The 19,101-nt window shown below is 72.3% G+C and carries 25 protein-coding genes; 14 read left to right on the top strand and 11 right to left on the bottom strand.

The window, feature by feature from the left end:
- Positions 1-7: 7 nt before the first annotated feature.
- The 3 genes from rpsN to rpmB are packed head-to-tail and all read right to left on the bottom strand — an operon-like array spanning position 8 to position 716.
- The gene (rpsN, locus tag PZC42_RS16115; RefSeq protein WP_277212620.1) at positions 8-313 is read right to left on the bottom strand and encodes a 30S ribosomal protein S14; all 306 of its coding nucleotides are present in this window, start codon (positions 311-313) and stop codon (positions 8-10) included.
- Entirely contained in the window at positions 313-480 is a 168-nt protein-coding gene (gene rpmG, locus PZC42_RS16120; protein WP_277212621.1) for a 50S ribosomal protein L33, read from the bottom strand. The genes rpsN and rpmG overlap by 1 nt, the downstream gene beginning before the upstream one ends.
- Positions 480-716, bottom strand: coding sequence for a 50S ribosomal protein L28 (rpmB, locus tag PZC42_RS16125; RefSeq protein WP_171781800.1), 237 nt, complete (start codon positions 714-716; stop codon positions 480-482). Before rpmB ends, rpmG begins: the two co-directional genes overlap by 1 nt.
- Positions 717-828: 112 nt before the next feature.
- On the opposite strand from rpmB, the gene PZC42_RS16130 reads away from it, so the two are divergent.
- Together PZC42_RS16130 and PZC42_RS16135 are read left to right on the top strand one after the other, a co-directional pair.
- Positions 829-1,959 (top strand): GTP-binding protein, encoded by a 1,131-nt coding sequence (locus PZC42_RS16130; protein WP_277212622.1) that lies wholly within the window; start codon positions 829-831, stop codon positions 1,957-1,959.
- Between the two features lie 72 nt (positions 1,960-2,031).
- Positions 2,032-2,538, top strand: coding sequence for a DUF2306 domain-containing protein (locus PZC42_RS16135; protein ID WP_277212623.1), 507 nt, complete (start codon positions 2,032-2,034; stop codon positions 2,536-2,538).
- A gap of 21 nt (positions 2,539-2,559) precedes the next feature.
- On the opposite strand, the gene PZC42_RS16140 is transcribed toward PZC42_RS16135, so the two are convergent.
- Together PZC42_RS16140 and PZC42_RS16145 are read right to left on the bottom strand one after the other, a co-directional pair.
- On the bottom strand, positions 2,560-3,819 hold the full coding sequence (locus PZC42_RS16140; RefSeq protein WP_277212624.1) for an MFS transporter: 1,260 nt from the start codon (positions 3,817-3,819) through the stop codon (positions 2,560-2,562).
- A 57-nt stretch (positions 3,820-3,876) separates the two neighbouring features.
- Positions 3,877-4,194, bottom strand: coding sequence for a DUF4235 domain-containing protein (locus PZC42_RS16145; RefSeq protein ID WP_277212625.1), 318 nt, complete (start codon positions 4,192-4,194; stop codon positions 3,877-3,879).
- A gap of 129 nt (positions 4,195-4,323) precedes the next feature.
- Here PZC42_RS16145 and PZC42_RS16150 point away from each other — a divergent pair, with 129 nt between their 5' ends.
- The 4 genes from PZC42_RS16150 to PZC42_RS16165 all read left to right on the top strand — a co-directional run bounded on the left by PZC42_RS16150 (position 4,324) and on the right by PZC42_RS16165 (position 6,086).
- Positions 4,324-4,764, top strand: a complete 441-nt coding sequence (locus tag PZC42_RS16150) for a DUF6653 family protein (protein WP_277212626.1) — start codon at positions 4,324-4,326, stop codon at positions 4,762-4,764.
- Between the two features lie 154 nt (positions 4,765-4,918).
- Positions 4,919-5,458: a hypothetical protein gene (locus PZC42_RS16155; protein ID WP_277212627.1), complete on the top strand. Its 540-nt coding sequence runs from the start codon at positions 4,919-4,921 to the stop codon at positions 5,456-5,458.
- A 284-nt stretch (positions 5,459-5,742) separates the two neighbouring features.
- Entirely contained in the window at positions 5,743-5,931 is a 189-nt protein-coding gene (locus PZC42_RS16160; RefSeq protein ID WP_277212628.1) for a hypothetical protein, read from the top strand.
- Complete coding sequence (locus tag PZC42_RS16165; RefSeq protein ID WP_277212629.1) at positions 5,931-6,086, top strand: hypothetical protein; 156 nt, start codon at positions 5,931-5,933, stop codon at positions 6,084-6,086. The genes PZC42_RS16160 and PZC42_RS16165 overlap by 1 nt, the downstream gene beginning before the upstream one ends.
- A gap of 282 nt (positions 6,087-6,368) precedes the next feature.
- On the opposite strand, the gene PZC42_RS16170 is transcribed toward PZC42_RS16165, so the two are convergent.
- From PZC42_RS16170 to PZC42_RS16180, 3 genes are all read right to left on the bottom strand, one after another.
- Positions 6,369-6,812: an HIT family protein gene (locus PZC42_RS16170; RefSeq protein WP_277212630.1), complete on the bottom strand. Its 444-nt coding sequence runs from the start codon at positions 6,810-6,812 to the stop codon at positions 6,369-6,371.
- 119 nt (positions 6,813-6,931) lie between these two features.
- Entirely contained in the window at positions 6,932-7,252 is a 321-nt protein-coding gene (locus PZC42_RS16175) for an STAS domain-containing protein (RefSeq protein WP_277212631.1), read from the bottom strand.
- Positions 7,253-7,399: 147 nt separating this feature from the next.
- Positions 7,400-7,558, bottom strand: a complete 159-nt coding sequence (locus PZC42_RS16180; RefSeq protein ID WP_277212632.1) for a hypothetical protein — start codon at positions 7,556-7,558, stop codon at positions 7,400-7,402.
- A gap of 62 nt (positions 7,559-7,620) precedes the next feature.
- On the opposite strand from PZC42_RS16180, the gene PZC42_RS16185 reads away from it, so the two are divergent.
- Positions 7,621-7,812, top strand: a complete 192-nt coding sequence (locus PZC42_RS16185; RefSeq protein WP_277212633.1) for a hypothetical protein — start codon at positions 7,621-7,623, stop codon at positions 7,810-7,812.
- Between the two features lie 252 nt (positions 7,813-8,064).
- A complete protein-coding gene (gene thrS / locus PZC42_RS16190; protein WP_277212634.1) occupies positions 8,065-9,309 on the top strand; it encodes a threonine--tRNA ligase in 1,245 nt (414 codons plus the stop codon).
- Positions 9,310-9,348: 39 nt separating this feature from the next.
- On the opposite strand, the gene PZC42_RS16195 is transcribed toward thrS, so the two are convergent.
- On the bottom strand, positions 9,349-10,368 hold the full coding sequence (locus PZC42_RS16195) for a CobW family GTP-binding protein (protein ID WP_277212635.1): 1,020 nt from the start codon (positions 10,366-10,368) through the stop codon (positions 9,349-9,351).
- Between the two features lie 101 nt (positions 10,369-10,469).
- Between PZC42_RS16195 and PZC42_RS16200 the strand changes: the two genes are divergently transcribed.
- Positions 10,470-11,702 carry an alkaline phosphatase family protein gene (locus PZC42_RS16200; RefSeq protein ID WP_277212636.1) on the top strand — a complete coding sequence of 411 codons (1,233 nt, stop codon included), beginning with the start codon at positions 10,470-10,472 and terminating at the stop codon, positions 11,700-11,702.
- Here PZC42_RS16200 and helR read toward each other — a convergent pair.
- Positions 11,689-13,956 carry an RNA polymerase recycling motor ATPase HelR gene (helR, locus tag PZC42_RS16205; RefSeq protein WP_277212637.1) on the bottom strand — a complete coding sequence of 756 codons (2,268 nt, stop codon included), beginning with the start codon at positions 13,954-13,956 and terminating at the stop codon, positions 11,689-11,691. The genes PZC42_RS16200 and helR overlap by 14 nt on opposite strands.
- 171 nt (positions 13,957-14,127) lie before the next feature.
- Between helR and PZC42_RS16210 the strand changes: the two genes are divergently transcribed.
- Together PZC42_RS16210 and PZC42_RS16215 are read left to right on the top strand one after the other, a co-directional pair.
- Entirely contained in the window at positions 14,128-14,916 is a 789-nt protein-coding gene (locus PZC42_RS16210) for an AraC family transcriptional regulator (protein ID WP_277212638.1), read from the top strand.
- Positions 14,917-14,962: 46 nt separating this feature from the next.
- Positions 14,963-15,313, top strand: a complete 351-nt coding sequence (locus tag PZC42_RS16215; RefSeq protein WP_277212639.1) for a VOC family protein — start codon at positions 14,963-14,965, stop codon at positions 15,311-15,313.
- Here PZC42_RS16215 and PZC42_RS16220 read toward each other — a convergent pair.
- Entirely contained in the window at positions 15,297-15,752 is a 456-nt protein-coding gene (locus PZC42_RS16220) for an SRPBCC family protein (protein ID WP_277212640.1), read from the bottom strand. The two genes, PZC42_RS16215 and PZC42_RS16220, sit on opposite strands and share 17 nt — an antisense overlap.
- A 60-nt stretch (positions 15,753-15,812) precedes the next feature.
- On the opposite strand from PZC42_RS16220, the gene PZC42_RS16225 reads away from it, so the two are divergent.
- The 3 genes from PZC42_RS16225 to PZC42_RS16235 all read left to right on the top strand — a co-directional run bounded on the left by PZC42_RS16225 (position 15,813) and on the right by PZC42_RS16235 (position 18,957).
- Positions 15,813-16,421, top strand: a complete 609-nt coding sequence (locus PZC42_RS16225; protein ID WP_277212641.1) for a MarR family winged helix-turn-helix transcriptional regulator — start codon at positions 15,813-15,815, stop codon at positions 16,419-16,421.
- A gap of 268 nt (positions 16,422-16,689) precedes the next feature.
- Positions 16,690-17,739: a YihY/virulence factor BrkB family protein gene (locus tag PZC42_RS16230; protein WP_277212642.1), complete on the top strand. Its 1,050-nt coding sequence runs from the start codon at positions 16,690-16,692 to the stop codon at positions 17,737-17,739.
- A 72-nt stretch (positions 17,740-17,811) separates the two neighbouring features.
- Positions 17,812-18,957, top strand: a complete 1,146-nt coding sequence (locus PZC42_RS16235; RefSeq protein WP_277212643.1) for an RDD family protein — start codon at positions 17,812-17,814, stop codon at positions 18,955-18,957.
- Positions 18,958-19,101: the final 144 nt, after the last annotated feature.

The following is a 19,101-nucleotide window of genomic DNA, read 5'->3' on the forward strand; positions in this document are numbered from 1 at the left end:
GGTCTCCTCACCAGCTCGACTTGGTCACGCCGGGCAGCTCGCCGCGGTGCGCCATCTCGCGCATCCGGATGCGGGAGAGCCCGAACTTGCCGACGTAGCCGCGGGGGCGGCCGTCGGCGGCGTCGCGGTTGCGGACCCGGGTGGCGCTGGCGTCGCGGGGCTGACGCTGCAGCTCCATGACGGCGGCGGCGCGCTCCTCGGGGGTGCTCGACGGCGCGACGACGATCCGCTTGAGCTCGCGGCGACGCTCGGCGTACCGCTCGACGACCTCCCGCCGCCGGTCGTTCGCGGCGATCTTCGACTTCTTGGCCATCAGCGGGTCTCCTTGAACTCGACGTGCCGGCGCACGACGGGGTCGTACTTGCGCAGCGTCAGCCGGTCGGGGCTGTTGCGGCGGTTCTTGCGCGTCACGTAGGTGAAGCCGGTGCCCGCGGTGGAGCGCAGCTTGATGATCGGACGCAGATCGGCCTTCGAGGCCATCAGACCTTCTCCCCTCGTGCCAGGATCCGAGCGACGACGACGTCGATACCGTCACGATCGATCGTCTTGATGCCCTTGGCACTCACGCGCAGGGTGACGGTGCGGCCGAGGGACGGGACCCAGTAGCGCTTCTTCTGGATGTTGGGGTTGAACCGCCGCTTGGTCCGCACGTGCGAGTGCGAGATCGAGTGGCCGAACCCCGGGACGGTGCCGAGCACCTGACAGCGGGCGGACATGGCTTCCTTTCGGGTGCGGCGGCCTGTGACGGACACCGCTTGAGAACAGTTCTCACCTAGGCGCTAGAGTGTGGCAGAAGCGATAATCATTCTCAAGCCGAAGGAGGCGCACGTGATCCCCCGTCCGCAGCAGCCCGCACTGAGCGTGCTCGTCAGCACCGACCCCGTGCTCCGCGACACCACCGCCGCAAGCCTGACCCTCGCGTCCCCCGGCGCCGTCGTCGTCCGCCACGACCTGCTGCCCGATGACGGCGCCCTGCGGCGCGTCGTCATCGACGCGGCCGGCGTGGTCGAGGACGTCACGGTGGAGCTCGAGCACGCCTGCGTGTCCTGCAGCGTGCGCGAGGACGCGGTGCCGACCCTCGCGCGGCTCGCCGAGAGCGGCCGCTGGACCGACCTCGTCCTCGCCCTGCCCGTCACCGCCGAGCCCCTGCCCGTCGCCCGGGCGCTGGCGACCTACACCGCCCGCGGCGAGGTGCTCGAGCAGCTTCGCTTCACCGCCACCACCGCCGTCGTCGACCTCGACCGCATCGAGTCCGACCTGCTCGGCGACGACCTCGTCGACGAGCGCGGCCTGGCCCTGACCGAGGACGACGAACGCCCGCTCGGCGAGGCGCTCGCCGCCCAGCTCGAGCAGGTCGACCTCATCGTCACCACCGGCGACGACCCGACGGGGGCCGGCCTGGTCGACCGACTGCGCGCCACCGACAGCCGCCGGATCGACGGCCTGCACGAGCTCGACATCACCGAGCTCGCCGCCCGCACCCACAACACCGTCGCCGCCGAGGGCCGGGCGCACCCCCTCGGCGCGCGGGCCGGGCGCCGGTCCAACAAGGACCCGCGGGACCGCAGCTGGAGCCTGCTGCTGAAGTCCCGGCGGCCCTTCCACCCGGAACGCCTCCTGGAGCAGATCGAGCACCTCGGCACCGGACCCGTGCGCAGCCGCGGCGTCTTCCACGTGCCCGACCGGCCGGACTCCATCTGCCTGTGGGACGGTGCCGGCGGCGCGCTGTGCGTCGCCGACCTCGGCACGTGGCAGGAGGTCGCCGGGAACCGCCCGCCCGTCACCCGGATCCTCGTCGTCGGCGCCGGCGACCCCGAGGAGGCCCGGATGACGCGGGACCGCATCCTCGACGCCTTCGGCGAGGCGCTGGTCACCGGTGCAGAGGTCGACGACGGCGGGCTGCGCTGGCTCGGCAGCGAGGACGTCCTCGAACCCTGGCTCGGCGCGCGGGCCGTGTGACCGGCGCCGACACCATTGACGGCTCTCCCGCACTACTGGACACTCTGACCGTCCAACAAGTGGGAGAGGCCCGTGGTCCACACCGAGCACACCTGGTCGGTGCTCGTCGCCGCGCACGCACTGACGGCGTCGTTCTCGCTGGTGCTCGGCGGCGCCAACATCCTGCGGCGCCGCAAGGGCGACCCACCGCACCGCGCCATCGGCTACACCTGGGTCGTCCTGATGTACTTCACGGCGCTCTCGTCGTACCTCCTGCAGTCCATCAGCCCAGGCAACTTCAGCTGGATCCACATCCTGAGCACGCTCACCCTCGTCACGCTCACGCTGGGCCTGTGGAACGCCCGGCGTGGCGACGTACGCAACCACGCCGGCATGATGATCGGCACCTACATCGGCCTCTGGGGCGCCTTCATCGGTGTCGTGGCCGTCCCCGAACGGCTCGTACCGGAGGCGTTCCAGGCGAACTGGTGGGGGATGTCCGCGCTCACCGCTGCCATCGTCGGCACCGGGATCGCGCTCGTCCTCCTCGCGGTGCGCCTGCTCGGCACCCGTCCCGAGCCCGCTCCTGCCGACGTCTGACGACGGCCCCGACGTCCGTCGTCAACGCGCCCGTACCGTCGACCGGCCCGCGACCAGGACGGCGACCGCAGCGACGACGCAGACCGCCGCCGTCGTCGCCAGCCCCGCCCCGAACCCGGCGCCCGCGGCGATGAACCCCACCACCAGCGACCCCAGCCCGGTCCCGGCGTCGAACCCGATGTTCCACACCGTGCTGGCGGTCGGGTGCTGGCGGCGCGGCACGGCCGCGAACGCCTCCACGAGCGTGAGGTTCTGCAGGCTGCCGTAGGTCAGGCCGACGACGGTCATGCCGAGCACGAGCGCGACGGGACGCGTACCGCCGTCGGCGATCGCCCAGGCGCACAGCACCAGACCGGCGGCGCACAGGCCGAGCAGCGGTGCCACGAACACCCGCGGGCCGTACCGATCGGCCGGCCCACCGACGGCCCAGCGCGAGAAGGCCGTCGCCGCCGTGAAGCCGAGCAGCCCGATGACCGCCAGGCTCGCGCTGCCGGCAAACTGCGGCGTGAAGGTCAGCAACGCACCGCCCGGCGTGGTGACCACCAGCAGGACGAACGACGGTAGCGCCAGGCCGAGCAGCACCCGCCACCGGCCGCCAACCGGCCGGACCTTCCCGGCCTGCCCGGCCTGCCCGGCCTGCTCGGACCCTGACGGCACCGTCCTGGACTGCGCCGGGCCGGCGTCGTCGGCCGTCATCCGTTCGAGACGGCGGCCGAGCAGGGCGGCGGCCGGGACCGCGAGCACCGGCAGCGCGCCCAGCGCGAAGACCACCGCGAAGTCCAGCGTCTCAGCGATCCACGCCGCGCTCGGCACCAGCAGGAGCTGCGGGATCGCGATCGACAGCCCGTAGACACCGATGGCGCGCCCGTGCCGCAGACCGTCCACGAGGGCGGCCACAGCACTCGACCCGCAGACCGTCAGCACGGCGAACCCCATCCCGCGCACGGCGGACAGCACGAGCAACCAGGGCAGGGCGTCCGTGAGGAGGAACAGCGCCGAGGGCAGGCCGAGGAGCAGCACGCCCGCCACCATCGTGGGGCGCCAGCCGATGCGCCGCAGAGCGGTCGGCATCGTCGTCTGCGTCACGACGGTGGCCAGCATGAGCACCGCATTGACGAGCCCGGCGCCGCCGGAGTCCGCTCCCCCGTGCACCGCCCGGAGCGGGGCGACAGGCAGGAGCAGCGCATAGCCCGCGAACCCGAGGGCGGACATCGTCAGCAGGGCGCGCATCCCCGGCACCCGGGTGATGGGCTCGGCAGACCTCGGAGCGGGGCGACGCATCCCCAGCAACCTATCCCGCCCGGCCCGTGCCGGCCGGTCCGTCCTGGTCGGGCGGCGTCAGTCGCCCGGCCACTCCCCCGTCCACCGCTGGAACACCCGGGCACCCGCCCGGTCGATGAGCGCCTTGACCAACGAGAAGACCGCGCCCTGCAGCAACGACGCGAGGACGATCTCCTTCAGCGCGTACTCCGACTCGAGCGGCTTCGGCGGGTCGTCCGGGTGACCCGGCGCCACCCGCTTGTAGACCTGCCGGAACACCTGACCCGCCACGATGCCGCCCACGATCGAGCTCACCAGGCCGAAGGGCCGATACAGGATCTTCGCGCTCTTGCTGCCCGGTGCCTCGCGCCGGGTCTCGTTGCTCTTGTTGCTCATCACTCGACGCTAGGTCGAGTCGCTCCGGCACGCAGCCGCGCCAGGGCTGCTCCCCACCGGATCGACGAAGAGCCACACACGGAGCAGAATCGAGAGTTGTGCGATCAGCAGGGCCGGAAGGAGCCAACGATGGAGGACTGGCGCAAGGTCAAGCGGGTGGTGTTCGCGCGGCACAGCAACCCGTGGAGCATGTGGACGAGGTGGGCGAGCACACCGCTGATGCTTGTCCCGGTGTGGCGGCGCAGCGGGCGCGACGCCGCGCTGGTCGGCCTATGGATGGCAGTCAACCCGGTGGTGTTCAGCAAGCCGGCGCACGACCGCGCATGGGCGACCCGGGCGGCTCTTGGCGAGGAGCAGTGGATCGCCAAGCGGCCGATGGACACCGCGATGGCGGTCAACGTCGCCGCGAGCGCCGCCCTGCTGGTCGCGTTGGTTGCCGCCCATCAGCGCCGCGCTGTGCCGGCCGCAGCAGCGACAGCACTGGAGATGGGGCTGCTGATGGCGTACTGGGAACTGATGGCCCGCTACTACGACCGCAACGGTGGCGTGAGTCGAACATCCCGATCATGACGCTCAGCACCGCAGCCGGGTGACACGCCGGTCCACAGGTCTTGACGATTCCTCCTCGTCACCCTGCGGGCGTCACTCCCCACCGGATCGGCGAAGAACCCAACAAAGGAGGTTCATGGCTGGATGCGCCAATCGTCGTCGCTCGGCCGCCCGCATGATGCTGCGGACGGGCCACGCCGTCGCCTGTTCCGTACTTCTCGTCTCGCTGACCACGGCCGGGTGCAACTCGGCCCTCACGGGATCCAGTGACGTACTCGTCTATCCCGGCGATGGCGCGGGCGCAGTCATCCCTGATGCGACCGAAGGAGCGCCCTGGACGATGGCCGACCCGACGGTCTGCCTGAAGGATCCAGCGTCGTCGCCGGTCACGATCACCTCCGTCGCGCCCGTAGAGGGCTCGGACGGCATTGAGGTCACCAGCTTCGCCACCGGAAGCCCTGCATCCGAGTTCGGCAGCGACTTCGTGAGCCTGCCCGACGCAGGGTTCGACCCGCTCCACACGACCGTGGAAGGTGTCTGTGGTGATGGGCATGCGGAACTCGTCCTCGAGCTCGTCCGCACCGGGACGGAGACGGGGCATTCGGAGTCCTTCGTCGTCACTTACCGGGACGGCGACAAGGAGGGGCGGCTGCACGTCCCGTTCGAAGTGACACTGTGCGCACCTGACGACTCGACCACCGAGCACTGCGACTAGTAGACCTGTGGCAGGCCGATGAGGGGCCCCACGAGAAGTTGCTCGTAGGGCCCTCAGTTATTGCGCCGAGGGACGGTTCGGTAGACGTCTTCCGCGCTGAGCCAGCACGCGAGTTCTGTCGCGTTGGTCGGTGCGTTCGGCGGCTTCACGGCCACCACCACGGACCTCCGTCGACGGCACTCCATTCTGGCCGGAGCCCGATCCCCTGAACGCCGTCCCTGTGCCGCGGAGCGTGCCCGTGCTTCCAGAACCCTTCAGCGTCGCAGCGGGTCTCGGCTTTGGGCTTGCAATGCGTGCTCGGGTTCGGGTCCTACAAGACGGCCTGGGCCTGGCTGTACAAGCTGCGCCGAGCGATGGTCCGCCCCGAGCGGGACCTGCTTGGCGGTCCTGGCGTGGTGGGCGAGCTGGACGAGACGTACATCGGTGGCGCCCGCGCGGCGGCTACGGCGCGAGCACCGACTAGGCGTGCGTGATGCTCGCGGTGGAGAATTACGGCCGCAAGATCGGCCGGGTGCGGGCCCAGGTCGCCGCCCGGCCGGGCTCGATAGACATACTTGAGTTCGCCCAAGACGTGATCGCGCCGGGCAGCGAGGTCCACACCGACGAGCGCAGATGTTCCGCCGCCTGACGGACAGGGGCGACAGCACGAGCGCACCGTCGGCATGCGCACCGCGGGCAAGGAATCGCTGCTACCCGGGCTGCACATGGTCGCCTCGCTGCTCAAGCGATGGATCATCGGGACGCTCCACTACGGCATGCCGCTGAGCATCTGCCCTATTACCTCGACGAGTACACCTTCCGGTTTAACCGTCGTGGCTCACGATCGCGGGCCTGCTGTTTTGCCGCCTTCTGGAACAGGCCGTCGCCACGTCGCCGCACCCACTCAACGACCTCGTCTGGGATCAGTCCGCTACGTAGCACCCACCGTGCTACCGAGCGCGGCCGCCAGCAGCTCTCCAGCGTCGGGAATCGGCGCGTGGGACGATCGATCGCTCGGCCAGAGCGTTGCCTCGTCGCCTGGCCAGCGAGGGACGACGTGGAAGTGGAGATGCCCCACCGACTGCCCTGAAAACGGGCCGCTTGCGTTCAGTAGCACCACGCCTGTTGCTCCGAGCGCCTCCGTCATCGCCACTGACACGCGCTGCACCAGCCCCATCGTCGCCGAGAGCGCCTCAGGGATCGCATCCAGCACGCCCACGCAGTGGCCGCGGGGCACGACAAGTGTGTGACCGGGCGCGAGGGCACCCTCAGGGAGTGGCAGGAACGCGACCGCGTTCGCTTCCTGCGCGACCCAATGACCAGCCCCCGACGCGATCAAGTCGCAGAACACACAAGTCGCCGAAGCGTTCACCATCGTCCCCCCCTCGTCTGCTGCCCCATCCTGGGCAGACACCAGGATTCCTCTCGACAACCGTTCCCTCCACACTGGCCCCTCGAGGCAACTGCAGTATCTGCTCGACGATGCGTTCCTCGTCAGTCCTCCAGGATGAACAGCCTCTCGACGCCGCTGATGCGCAGCAGGTCGCGAACCCTGGTCGGTGCACCGACCAGCACCGGCGGGGTGGGCTTCGCCTCGACCGCGGTGTACAGCAGCCGCAGGCCGCCCGAGTCGATGAAGGTCACGTCGGCGAGATCCACCGTGAGCGGTTCCTCAGCAGTCTGCCGCAGGTGCTCGGCCAGCTCGGCCTCCACCCGCTTCTGCACGGCGCCGTCGATCTCGCCCCACATCACCCAGTGGGTACGGTCCGGATCGATGCGGACACCACCGTGCTTCAACTCGTCGTCCACGGTCACCTACGCAGCCTAGCTCCGAGGCCGCGGCTGCTTCACGACCGGTCATATAGTGCCCGACGACCCGATGGTCCACCGCATCGCGGCCGCTCGAGTCGCGTGCCTCAAAGGGCTTGATGGTTGAGGATCGGCGTCGCCTCGCGACGCTGCTCACGGTCGACGACCTGGTTGCCCGACCGACTGCAGGCGGAACAGGCGCACGGTGCAGCCGGAGTCCCGCTCGTACGCGCGGTACCCAGGCCACTGCGCCTCGAGACGGGCCCACGCGGCCTCGCGCTCGTCGTCGTCCTCGATGAGCGTGACCCGCACCCGCGTCAGCCGGCCCCGCCACGATGGCTCCGCCCCGCCCGTCCGGCGTGTACATCAGATAGGTGTCGCGCGGCTGGCCCGACCTGGCCCCCGTCGAGTGCAGGACGAGCGAGGGCACCAGCAGCGCGCTGAGCTGCACACGGCCACACGTGCACGAGGCGAGCACCCGCTCAGCGGGCGGCAGCAGCACCGGCCCGGCCGCGCGGAATGCTCGCGTGCGCGTCAACGGGGCGACCACCGCCCGGGCGAGCTGAAGGGGCCTGACCATCCACTCATTCTGTCGAGATGCACCGGGTCCACCACGCGAGACGACATTGCTCCTCGGATACTTGGCTTCGCCGCCCCGCACGAGGTAGCGTCGTTGGCATGCGCAGCGCCCAGGTCACGACGACGCCGGATCCCTCCGGCGCCCGCTGACCGCTGCACACCCAGCACCCAGGCCCCGGAGCTCGCTCCGGGGCCTTCGTCGTCCCACGGGCGGGCTCCTGCATACCAAGGAGAACGCCATGAGCTCCGCACCTGTTGCGCAGTCCGCCCTGCCCGCCGTCGACCACCGCGACGTCGGTCGCGAGATGCGCGTGTTCGCCACCAGCCCGCTCGTGGGGCCCGGTCTGCCCCTGTGGCTGCCCGCCGGGGCGGCTGTGCGGCGCGAGCTGGAGCGGCTGGCCGAGGACGTCGCGCTCGCGGACGGCTGCGAGCCCGTCTACTCGCCCGTGCTCGCCAAACGCTCGCTCTACGAGCGGTCCGGACACTGGGCGAAGTTCGCCGACGACATGTTCCCCGCGCTCGACGACGGCTCCGACGACCCGCTCGTGCTTCGGCCCGCAAACTGCCCGCACCACGCGACGATCTACGCCGCGGAGCCGCGCAGCCACCGTGACCTGCCGCTGCGGTTCCACGAGCTCGGGGCGATGTTCCGCGCCGAGCGGTCGGGTGTGCTGTCCGGCCTGAGCCGCGTACGGCAGATCAACCTCGACGACACCCACGTCTTCTGCCGCCCGGACCAGGTTGCCTCCGAGGTGCGGCGCGCGCTGGACGCGGTGCTCGACGTCCTGGGGCTGCTCGGGCTGCAGATCGATCATGTGCGGCTCTCCGGCCGTGACGACTCCGACCGCTGGCTCGGGGAGCCCGCCCGGTGGGCCGACGCCGAGGCCCAGCTCCGGGCCGCGCTCACCGGGACCGGACTAAGGTGGGTCGACGGACCGGGCGAGGCGGCGTTCTACGGACCGAAGCTCGACGTCCAGGTGCGCGACGCCCGCGGGCAGGAGGAGACCCTCGCGACCGTCCAGCTCGACTTCAACCAGCCCGACCGGTTCGGTCTCGAGTACGTCACCGCGGACGGGTCGCGCGCCCGGCCGGTCATGATCCATCGCGGCACCGTCGGGTCGATGGAACGGATGGTCGCGTTCCTGCTCGAGCAGCACGGGGGCCGGCTCCCGTTCTGGCTCGCGCCGGTCCACGTGTGCGTGCTTCCGGTCGGGGGTGCCGACGCCGGTCCGGTCGCTGACGAGCTGCGGTCCCGCAGGCTGCGGGTTCGGGTCGAGCAGGAGGGGTCGCTCAGCAACCGCATCCGGCTCGCACGCCGACGCCGGGACGCGCTGCTCGCGGTCGTCGGACCGCGCGAAGCCGACGCAGGGATGGTCGCGGTGCAGGACCCGGCGACCGGCACGAGGTCGGCCCTCTCCGTCGAGGACCTGGCCGATCGCGCCGCGCTCGCGGCGCGCGAACGCCGGCTGCGCGTCAGGCTGTGAACGCCGTGGCCCTCGACCCTCATCGCGACACAGCGGCTCCTAACGGCTCAGCCGCCGGTGGCGCTGCAACCGCGAGAAGCCGCGGGCGTCGGGGGCGTCGGTGACCGTCAGCGCACGCTCGAGCCGCTCCCGCACGGCGTCGGTGTCGAGGTGCATGCCGATGGCCACCAGACCTGGCTCGCCGGCCGGCGAGCGCACGCTGGCGACGTGCACCGAACGGCCCACCACGTTCACCAGGTAGGTGCGTGCGCCCCGGGTCGTGCGGACGGTGAGCGATCCCTTGACGCGGTAGACGCCGGGCGGTGGGTCTTCCAGCAGGTCGACCAGCCTCGTGGGGCTGACGGGTCCGGCGGTAGGGACGCTCACCGCGTCGGCGTGCACGTGGTGATGGGTGCGCGCGTCGCGCAGCAGCGCGGCGATGGGCAGCTGGTCGGGAGGGTCGACGTCGCTCGCGGCGTCGTACACGAGCTCGGGGTCGATCCGCCCGTGGTCGGTGGGCACCACCTGCACCCGGGGGTTGCGCTGCCGCACCCGGGCCTCGATGCGCTCGAGCGTCGTCTCCCGCGCACCGGCCGGCAGCAGGTCGAGCTTGTTCACCACGACGAGGGACACGGACCCGTACCGCACCGGAGGGTCGACCCCGGTGTCCACGGTGTCGAAGTGCTCGACGGCGTCGATCACGTCGACCACGCCCCCGGGCCGCACGCGCTCGACACCGCTGAACCGGACGAGCCGTGCCAGCGTCACCGGGTCGGCGATCCCGCTCGCCTCGACGATGACGACGTCCAGCCCGCGGCGAGGGTCGGTGAGCGTCTCGAGCGCGTCGTCGAGGCCGCCGGCGTCGGGCAGGCAGCACAGGCAGCCGCCGGAGATCGCGGCAGGTTCGTCGACCTGCCCGGTGACGAGCCCGGCGTCGACGGCGATGTCCCCGAAGTCGTTGACCACGACGCCGACGCGGGCGCCGGGCCGGCCGAGCAGGTGGTTGAGCAGCGTCGTCTTGCCGGAGCCCAGGTGTCCGGCGAGGACGACCACGGGGACCTGACCCGGCCGGTTGTGCATCGGGCTCCTTCGCGTGTTGAGAACCATTGTCATCCTGCCATGGTGTGCGGTGGCCACTGCCCCCCGTGCCGACGCGCGCCGCCGGCCCGACCATGGGTGACATGGAGCCCGTCGCAGCACCCGGCCCGCCGGCCGACCACGTCGTGCTCGTCGCGCTGGACGGGTTCGACGCCGGCTACCTCGACCTGCTGGACGACCTGCCGACGCCGCACCTCGACGCCCTGGTGCGTCGCGGCAGCCTGACGACCGGGACCGGCGTGATGCCGAGCATCACGAACCCGTCGTGGACCTCGATCGCCACCGGCGCCTGGCCGGACCGGCACCTCAACACAGCCTTCTGGTACGACCCCGCGACGGGCACGGCGCGGGGGCAGCAGCGCGACATCGCCGTACCGACGATCGCGGAGGCGGTGCGCGAGCAGGGTGGCACGGTGCTCTCCGTCCAGTGGTCCGTGGTGCAGGACCACGGCACGGCCTTCGGGGACGCGGACGGTCTCTACACCCAGCCGGGCGGCGACTGCGCCCGCCGGGTGGACGATGCCGTGGCCGTGCTGCGCGGCGACCCCGTGCGCAGCGGCGGTCGACCGGTGCGGATGGCCCGCCTGCCGCGGCTGCTCGCCGTGTACTGCGACACCCTCGACGCGCTCGGCCACGCCGGCGGGGACCGGCACCCGCAGATCCCGGCGGCCCTGCGCACGATCGATACCCAGGTCGGCCGGCTCGTCGCGGCGACCAAGGACGCCGGGATCGCCGGGCGCACCGCGTTCGTCCTCCTGGGCGACCACGGCATGACGACCTTCGACCGTGGGTTCGGCAGGGCTGCGCGTGCCGCGATCCGCCGGGCCGGCTACCGGGCCGAGATCGTCCGCCCGGGCGCCTCGCCGCGGCGCCGGACCGAGGTGGTGATCGTCGTCGGTGGTGTCGCCAGCCTGCACCTGGTGGGTCACGCGGCAGACGACCCCGCGGCGACCGGCACGATCCGCCGGGCCCTCGAGGCACTCCCGCAGGTACGGGCCGTCTTCGGCAAGGAGGACCAGACCCGGATGCGGATGAGCCCGCGGTTCGGCGAGCTCGTCGTCGAACCGGAGCCGGGTTGGTCGTTCGGCCCGACGCCCCGGCGGCCGGCCGGTCGGCACGGAGCCACCACCGAGCTCGAGGTCGCCTTCGCGCTGGCGGGCGCCGGCGTCGCGCCGGGCCGCCCGCCGTCAGGCCCCCGGCACGTCGACGTCGCGCCCACCGTCGCCGCGCTGCTCGGCATCGACCCGCCGGCCGGTGCCCAGGGCCGCGTCCTGACCGAGGCGCTGGCGGCGCCCCAGGGACTCAGCCGCCCGTGAGCACCACGAGCCGTTGGGTGGCCCGCGTCATCGCGACGTAGCGGTCGACGGCGCCCTCGATCCCGTCACCGAACCGCTGCGGGTCCACGAGCACCACCAGGTCGAACTCGAGGCCCTTGACCAGCTCCGGGCCGAGCACCCGCACCCGTTCCCGCGGCGCGAAGGGCGCCTCGCCGATCACGCAGGCGATGCCGGGGTGCTCGGCGAGCCACGCGTCGAGCACCCGCTCCAGCTCCGCCGTGGCGCCGTGCACGACCGGTCCTGTGCCGCGCACCGACGCCGGCACGTTCGCGTCCGGGATCGCGGCCCGGATCACCGGCTCCGCCGCGGCCATGACCTCCCGCGGCGTGCGGTAGTTGATCGTCAGGGAGGCCAGGCCGACGCGGTCCAGGCCGACCCGCTCGAGCCGCTCCGCCCACGACTCGGTGAAGCCGTGGCGGGCCTGCGCCCGGTCCCCGACGACGGTCAGGCTCCGCGACGGGCAGCGGGCCAGCAGCATCTGCCACTCCGCGTCGGTCAGCTCCTGCGCCTCGTCGACGACGACGTGCGCGAACGGTCCGGCGAGTTCGTCCGGGTCGGCTGCCGGGACGGCCGAGTCGTCCACGAGCGCCGTACGCAGGTCCTGGCCGCGCAGCATCGACATCACGCCCAGGTCGGAGTCGTCGGTGGCGATCAGGTCGTCGACGACGTCGGCCATGCGCGCCCGCTCGGCGGCGACGGCCGCCTCGTGCCGACGTCCACGGCGGGACGCCTCCGGGTCACCGAGCCGACGGCGTGCCGCGTCCAGCAGCGGCAGGTCGGCCACCGTCCATGCCCGCGCGTCCGTGCGCTGCAGCGCCAACACCTCCTCCGGCGCGAGCCACGGCGCGCACATCCGCAGGTAGGCCGGCACCTCCCACAGGTCGCCCACCAGGTCCGTCGGATCCAGCAGCGGCCAGGCCCGGCCGAACGCCCGCACCAGGTCCCGGTTCGCGGCGAGCGCCTGGCGGCTCGCGGCGTCGGGGTCGACGGCGGTGCGCCCGTAGGCGTCGAACTCGTCCTCGTCGTGGTCGTCCCCGTCGTCGCCCGCGCCGTCCACCTCGGAGCCGTCGGCGATCTCCTCGCGCAGCTTGTCCACGCCGATGCGCAGCAGCGCCTCCCAGACCTGGTCGCGGGCCTCGTTGTGGGGGGTGCCGGGTTCGGCCGCGTCGAACGCCTCCGCCCAGTCGTCGGTGCCGATCCAGACGTCGGCCGAGGGGGTCTCGACCAGCATCCCCTCGGCCGGTGGCTGCTCGTAGAGCCGTACGGCTGGCTCGATCGCCGCCACCATGCGGGCGTCCGCCTTCAGCCGCGCCACCCGCGGGTCGGGCTCGGGGACCACCGTCGCGCCCTCCGGGACGAGGTCCGCCAGGAGGCACGTCTGCACGCCCTCCTCCCCGAGGCTGGGCAGGACGTCGGAGACGTAGGCCAGGTACGGCCGGTGCGGGCCGACGAACAGCACCCCGCCCCGGCGGTGGCCCAGCCGCGGGTCGGAGTACAGCAGGTAGGCGGTGCGGTGCAGGGCGACGACCGTCTTGCCGGTGCCCGGGCCGCCGTCGACCACCAGGGTGCCCTGCGACCCGGCGCGGATGATCGCGTCCTGGTCGGCCTGGATGGTGCCCAGGACGTCGCGCATCCGGTCCGAGCGCTCGCTGCCCAGGCCGGCGATGAACGCCGACTGGTCGTCGAGCGCGGGGTGCTGGGCCAACCCGTTGGTACCGGCCGCGCCGTTCGACCCCCTGTCGGTTTCGAAGACCTCGTCCCAGTAGTCCGAGACCCGGCCGTCCGTCCAGTGGTAGCGGCGGCGGCTCGCGAGACCCATCGGGTCGGCGTGGGTGGCGCCGAAGAACGGCTCGGCCGCGGGCGAGCGCCAGTCGACGAGCAGGCGCGCGCCGTCGCCGTCCGTCAGTCCGAGGCGGCCCACGTAGACGGGCTCGCCGCCGTCGGCCGGGACCATGCGCCCGAGGCACAGGTCCAGGCCGAAGCGGCGCAGGGTGCGCAGGCGCGCGGTGAGCCGGTGGACCTCCTGGTCACGTTCCAGCGCGGCCTGGCCCGAACCTGCCGGAGCGCGGCGGGCGGCATCGAGCCGGTCGGTGAGGTCCGCCGTCGACCGGGCGATGCTCGCCGCGACGGCGGCGAAGTGCCGCTCGTCGGCGGCGATCAGCGCGGCGTCGGACTTGGCGGCGCGGGAGTCGGGCAGGGCGAAAGCACTCGAGGAACGGGAGGTCACGGGCATCAGCTCCGGTCGCGAGGCCCCGGGCGGCAGGGGCGGAGACCTGAGATTCTGCGCCTCGCAAGGGGCCTTGCCGCAAGACCCCCTGTGCGCTATACCTTGGAAAGGGCAGCCGGTGCGCGCGGTCTCCGGCGACCGCGCTGTCGCGGGCCGGGCCCGGACAGGAGCCCCGCGTTGGACTACCGCCGCCACTCCCCGGCGCCGCGCCTCGCCGGACTCGTCGAGCACTACTGGTCGGTGGTCTCCCCCGCGCCTCCAGGTCCGCTGCATGCCGTGCTCGTGCCGAACGGGCGCAGCACGGTCCAGTTCTGCCTGGGCCGTCCGGGGCGGCGCTTCGCCACGGACGGGCCCGCCCGGGAGAACGCGGACGTCTACCTGCCGACCGGCACCGCACCGATGGTGATCGAGCAGGAGGGGCCCTCCCACTACGTCGGCATCCAGTTCACACCCTGGGGAGCCCGCGCGCTGTTCCCCCGGGCTCCGGAGCAGCCGGCGCAGGTGGTCGAGGCGATCGGACCGTTGCCCGGCAAGGGTGCCCTCGCCGAGGATCCTGCCCGTGAGCTCGACCGCTGGCTGGACGGGTTCCTTCCTGGGCAGCGGACCGTCTCACAGGAGCTCCTCGCGCAGGCGACGGCTCGGATCGACGCCGCGCCGTCCGCCGTCGACGTCGGCTCGCTGTCCGCCGAGCTCGCCGTCGCCGCCTCGACCCTCTACCGAGCGTTCCGCCGCGGGATCGGCCTGTCCCCGAAGCAGTACCTCCAGGTGATGCGCCACCGGGTCTTCACCGACGCGTTGCTCGCGGAGGCGGGTGGCCTGCCCACGGCGCTGCTCGCGGCGCTGGCCGGGTACGCCGACCAGTCGCACGCGTCTCGTGACTTCACCCGCTTCACGGGGATGACGGCCACGGCGTTCCGCGACACCTACGACGGCATCGCCCGTCTCATGGCACGGTCCGCAGGTTGACCGATTCCTTCAAGCCCGGCACCCCCGGCGTCCCTAGCGTGGAGGCATGGGAACAATCATCCACGTCGAGCTGACCAGCACCTCCCCCGAGAAGACCGCGGACTTCTACGCCCGTGCCTTCGGATGGGAGTCCACCGCCTCTCCCCACGTACCGGACTACCTCGTCGCCCGCACCGGGGACGGCAGCGGTGTCGACGCCGCCGTCATGAGCAGCCGCTACCAGTCGCAGAACACCATCCTCTGGATCGAGGTACCCGACATCGACGCCGCGGTCGCGTCCGTCGAGGCGGCCGGCGGAGCCTCTGCCGGCGACATCCTCGACCTGCCCGGTGAAGGACGGGTCGGGTACGTCAAAGATCCACACGGCGTCGTCATCGGTCTCAAGCAGTCCCGATGACCTCGAGACGCTCCAGCGTCCGACGCAACCGCCGGAGGTCCTGACGCTCGGTGCGCGCGATCACGATGCTCACCAGCGGACGCAGGAGACGGTCACGCCCGGAGAGGGTGACCAGCTTGACGACGTCGACCCGGCACGAGCCCGCCGCTGTCGGCGTCACCGTGCGGCTGCCCTCAGCCGTGCCGTCGGCGACCCGCCAGCGGAACGAACGGCCCGGGCGCACGTCGGAGACCTCGACCGCGCTCTCGATGGTCCGGCCGAGCACGCGCAGGGTCTCGGCGACCCGGGCGGCGTCGTGCACCGGTCCTGCCGGCTCCTGGGTCATCTGCTCCAGGCCGGCGCGCCAGGCGAGGTCGTTCGCGTAGACGCTGAGGTACTCCCACGCGACGGCCGCGGGCACGCCCACGTCGATCGAGGTGCGGACGACGACAGGCTTCATCAGAGCAGCCTCCATAGTGGTTTCCTGGTTGACTATATACCAGTGCAGTATCGTGGTGGCATGGTCGAGCACTCCGATGACACCCCCGACTTCGCCGACGTCGCCGTCGCCCACTGGGCACGCGAACGTCCGGACCTCGACCTGCGCGCGATGGGCACGCTGGCACGCTTCGCCCGCCTGCACCGCGTGGGCGGCCGGGCCGTGGACGCGGTGTTCGCCGCCCACGGCCTGGACCGCGGCGAGTTCGACGTCCTCGCCGGGCTACGACGCACGGGCGCCCCCTACGAGCTCAGCCCGTCCCACCTCGCCGACATCCTGCTCATCACCCGTGCCGGCATGACCAAGCGCATCGACCGCCTCGAGCGACGAGGGCTCGTCACCCGGCGCACCGCGCCCGAGGACCGGCGAAGCCTGAGGGTCGGCCTCACCCCCGACGGGCTCGCCGTCGTCGACGCCGCCGTCACCGACCACGCCCGCAACGAGACCCGGCTCCTCGACCTGCTCACCGAGGGCGAGGCACAGGCCTTCGACACGATCCTCCGCAAGCTGCTGGCCGGGCTCGACGCGAGGGACACGTCGCCGGGCTCGGCGCCGCCGCCGGAGCCCGTCACCCACCCAGCGGAACGTGGCGGCCCGGGAAACGCGCCCGCAGCAACCGGTCGTGCGTGACGAGGACGACGGCGCCCGGGTAGTCGACGCGAGCCGGCGCGTTCGCCGGGTCGCAGGGTGAGATCGACACCGTCGAGGACGAGACAGTCGGCGAAACGACGGACGACGCCGTCGAGCCGGTACTGGACCGAGGTAGCAGCGGGGGTGCGCACAGGAAGCTCCAGACTCCTCGGGCGCAGGGGGAATTCTGGACGGGCCCCGGCTCGCGTTGCGGGCATCGCCTTCCACGCAGAGCCTGGTGATGGTCTCGACGACACCTGGAGGGCCGATGGCTGACACCGACGAGCCGCGCACGCACGGGACGCACCGTGACTCCAGCAAGCCCGACTCGCCACCCGACCTGCACGGGCCGCACTGGAAGCGGGCGATCAAGGGCGCCATCCGCGAGTTCCGCGACGACCAGTGCACCGACCTCGCCGCCGCGCTCACGTTCTTCGCCGTGCTCGCGTCCGCGCCCGCGCTGCTGGCCCTGATCTCCGTCCTCGGTCTCGTCGCCGACGCCGAGGCGGCCGTCAGCTCCATCATGGACACCGTCTCCGGCTTCCTGCCCCCGGAGACCCTGGACATCGTCGAGCCCCTCGTCGCGAACGCGGCAGGCTCCACGGGCGCGGGCCTGGCGCTCATCCTCGGTGTCGTGCTGGCCCTGTGGTCGGCCTCCGGGTACATCACCGCCTTCAGCCGCGCGATGAACCGCGTGTACGAGGTGGAGGAGGGCCGCCCGTTCTGGAAGCTGCGCCCGATCATGCTCGGCGTCACCGTCGTCACGGTGGTGCTGGCCGCGCTGGTCGTCGCCAGTCTCGTGCTGTCCGGGCCCGTCGCCGCCGCCGTCGGGGGCGCCGTCGGCCTCGGAGACACCGCGATCACCGTGTGGCAGATCGCCAAGTGGCCCGTCGCGCTGCTGCTCGTGATCATCGTGATCGCGCTGCTCTACCACCTGACACCCAACGTCAAGCAGCCCACGTTCCGGTGGGTGAGCGTCGGCGCAGCCGTCGCGATCCTCGTCTGGATCGTGGCCTCCGCGGGGTTCGGCCTCTACGTCACCCAGTTCGGCAACTACGGGTCGACGTACGGCGCCCTCGGCGGCGTCATCGTGTTCCTGCTGTGGCTGTGGATCACCAACCTCGCCCTGCTCTTCGGTGCCGAGCTCGACGCCGAGCTCGAGCGCAGCCGCGAGCTGCGGGGCGGTATCGCCGCCGAGGAGACGATCCAGCTCCCGCCGCGTGACACCCGGGCCAGCGACAAGAAGGCAGCCCAGCGCGCGGACGCCGTCAAGGACGCGCGGGCGCTGCGCCGCCACGGCGACGCCACGCCGTCGTGACCGGCCCGGGGAGCGCTTCACCGACCGCCCCGGAGACGTGACCGACGTCCTCCGCCGTGGAAGGATCCGTCCATGACGACGACGGTCCCGGCGCAGGCTCCGCCCGCCCCGCCGTCGTCGGACGGACGAGAACCCGGGCCTCGGCCGCTCGTGGGCGGCCACGCGAAGGCCGGTTGGCTCCACCGTGCGCTGGCGGTGCTCCTGGACTCGGCGCTCGTGTCGTCGGTCGCGTGGCTCGCCACCGGCGAGGCCCCGTCGTTCGCGACGCTGCCGCTGCTGGACGGGGGCGAGGATCCTCCCCTCGCCTCCGCGACCTTCGTCTGGACCGCAGGCGCCCTCGTCTCGCTCGCGGTGCTGCAGGCCTACACGGGGATGACGCCGGGCAAGCGCGTCACGGGCGTGTCCGTGGTCGATGACCGGTCCGGTCGACCGATCGGGTTCGCGGGGACCGTGCTGCGATGGTTCGCGCACCTGCTCGACGCCGTCCTCATGATCGGCTACCTGCGCGCCGCCTGGCACCCGCAGGGCCGCACCTTCGCGGACTCGTTGCTCGGCACCGTCGCCGTGCTCAGCACCCGGCCCGCCCCGCACCCGTGGGTGGCGTGGCTGCGCCGTCAGCGTGACGCCCGGACGCCTAGCCTGCGCTGGCCACCGATCGTCACGAGCGCCGTCGCGCTCGTCGTGTGCGCTGCTGCGGCGGCGACGAGCCTGACGCAGAGCAGCGGCGGCGCCTGGCACTCGTCGTCCGACGGGACCTCCTGCACCAGCACCGGTGACTTCGTGGCGACGGCGATGATCGACAGCGCTGCGTCGGCCTCGTGGGAGTCCCGGCTCGGCCTCCTCCGACTGACCGAGGAGTCGTGGCAGGTGGTCGCCGCCTGGTCGACAGGGCTCGGGGCCGACGACGGCGGCAACCGCCCGCTCGATGCCGCGGACGCCACGCTGACCGTGCGCTCGCCCGACGGGCGGCTCTACTCCTCGCAGACCGCGACGTCGCACGACGACGCGGACGACGCGTGGGACGACGAGCCTGACCTCGATGCCGACGACGACCTGTGGTGGACGGTGCCGGAGCTGCTCGCCTGGGCGAGCGTCGAGACGCTCGAGGACGTCTCGGGCTGGACGGCCACGGCGACCCTCCTCGGCGACGACGGCGCCGTCGTCGCCGAGTGCTCGGCTGCCGTCCCGGCGGTCCAGGCCCGGCCACGGGAGCCGTAGCCCGGCGGTACCGGGTCCCTGGGCCCGAGCTCGCCGAGGCGGGACAGATGCCCCCAACACGCATGTTTGCGCACCACTGCACCGCGGCGTAACCTCCGTGTAATCGGTTCCATGGAATCGGTTACACGACACAGACCAACGGCG

Source organism: Isoptericola croceus (genome assembly GCF_029382255.1).
In the GTDB taxonomy this organism is placed as follows: domain Bacteria; phylum Actinomycetota; class Actinomycetes; order Actinomycetales; family Cellulomonadaceae; genus Isoptericola; species Isoptericola croceus.

Bases quoted from the DNA above. Each gene is read 5' to 3' on its own strand.
- PZC42_RS16145 (WP_277212625.1), bottom strand. From the start codon at position 4,194: ATGAGCAACAAGAGCAACGAGACCCGGCGCGAGGCACCGGGCAGCAAG.
- PZC42_RS16170 (WP_277212630.1), bottom strand. From the start codon at position 6,812: ATGGTGAACGCTTCGGCGACTTGTGTGTTCTGCGACTTGATCGCGTCG.
- rpsN (WP_277212620.1), bottom strand. From the start codon at position 313: ATGGCCAAGAAGTCGAAGATCGCCGCGAACGACCGGCGGCGGGAGGTC.
- PZC42_RS16225 (WP_277212641.1), top strand. From the start codon at position 15,813: ATGGTCGAGCACTCCGATGACACCCCCGACTTCGCCGACGTCGCCGTC.
- helR (WP_277212637.1), bottom strand. From the start codon at position 13,956: ATGCCCGTGACCTCCCGTTCCTCGAGTGCTTTCGCCCTGCCCGACTCC.
- PZC42_RS16220 (WP_277212640.1), bottom strand. From the start codon at position 15,752: ATGAAGCCTGTCGTCGTCCGCACCTCGATCGACGTGGGCGTGCCCGCG.
- PZC42_RS16215 (WP_277212639.1), top strand. From the start codon at position 14,963: ATGGGAACAATCATCCACGTCGAGCTGACCAGCACCTCCCCCGAGAAG.
- rpmB (WP_171781800.1), bottom strand. From the start codon at position 716: ATGTCCGCCCGCTGTCAGGTGCTCGGCACCGTCCCGGGGTTCGGCCAC.
- thrS (WP_277212634.1), top strand. From the start codon at position 8,065: ATGAGCTCCGCACCTGTTGCGCAGTCCGCCCTGCCCGCCGTCGACCAC.
- PZC42_RS16230 (WP_277212642.1), top strand. From the start codon at position 16,690: ATGGCTGACACCGACGAGCCGCGCACGCACGGGACGCACCGTGACTCC.
- PZC42_RS16235 (WP_277212643.1), top strand. From the start codon at position 17,812: ATGACGACGACGGTCCCGGCGCAGGCTCCGCCCGCCCCGCCGTCGTCG.
- rpmG (WP_277212621.1), bottom strand. From the start codon at position 480: ATGGCCTCGAAGGCCGATCTGCGTCCGATCATCAAGCTGCGCTCCACC.
- PZC42_RS16150 (WP_277212626.1), top strand. From the start codon at position 4,324: ATGGAGGACTGGCGCAAGGTCAAGCGGGTGGTGTTCGCGCGGCACAGC.
- PZC42_RS16195 (WP_277212635.1), bottom strand. From the start codon at position 10,368: ATGCACAACCGGCCGGGTCAGGTCCCCGTGGTCGTCCTCGCCGGACAC.
- PZC42_RS16200 (WP_277212636.1), top strand. From the start codon at position 10,470: ATGGAGCCCGTCGCAGCACCCGGCCCGCCGGCCGACCACGTCGTGCTC.
- PZC42_RS16140 (WP_277212624.1), bottom strand. From the start codon at position 3,819: ATGCGTCGCCCCGCTCCGAGGTCTGCCGAGCCCATCACCCGGGTGCCG.
- PZC42_RS16165 (WP_277212629.1), top strand. From the start codon at position 5,931: ATGCTCGCGGTGGAGAATTACGGCCGCAAGATCGGCCGGGTGCGGGCC.
- PZC42_RS16155 (WP_277212627.1), top strand. From the start codon at position 4,919: ATGATGCTGCGGACGGGCCACGCCGTCGCCTGTTCCGTACTTCTCGTC.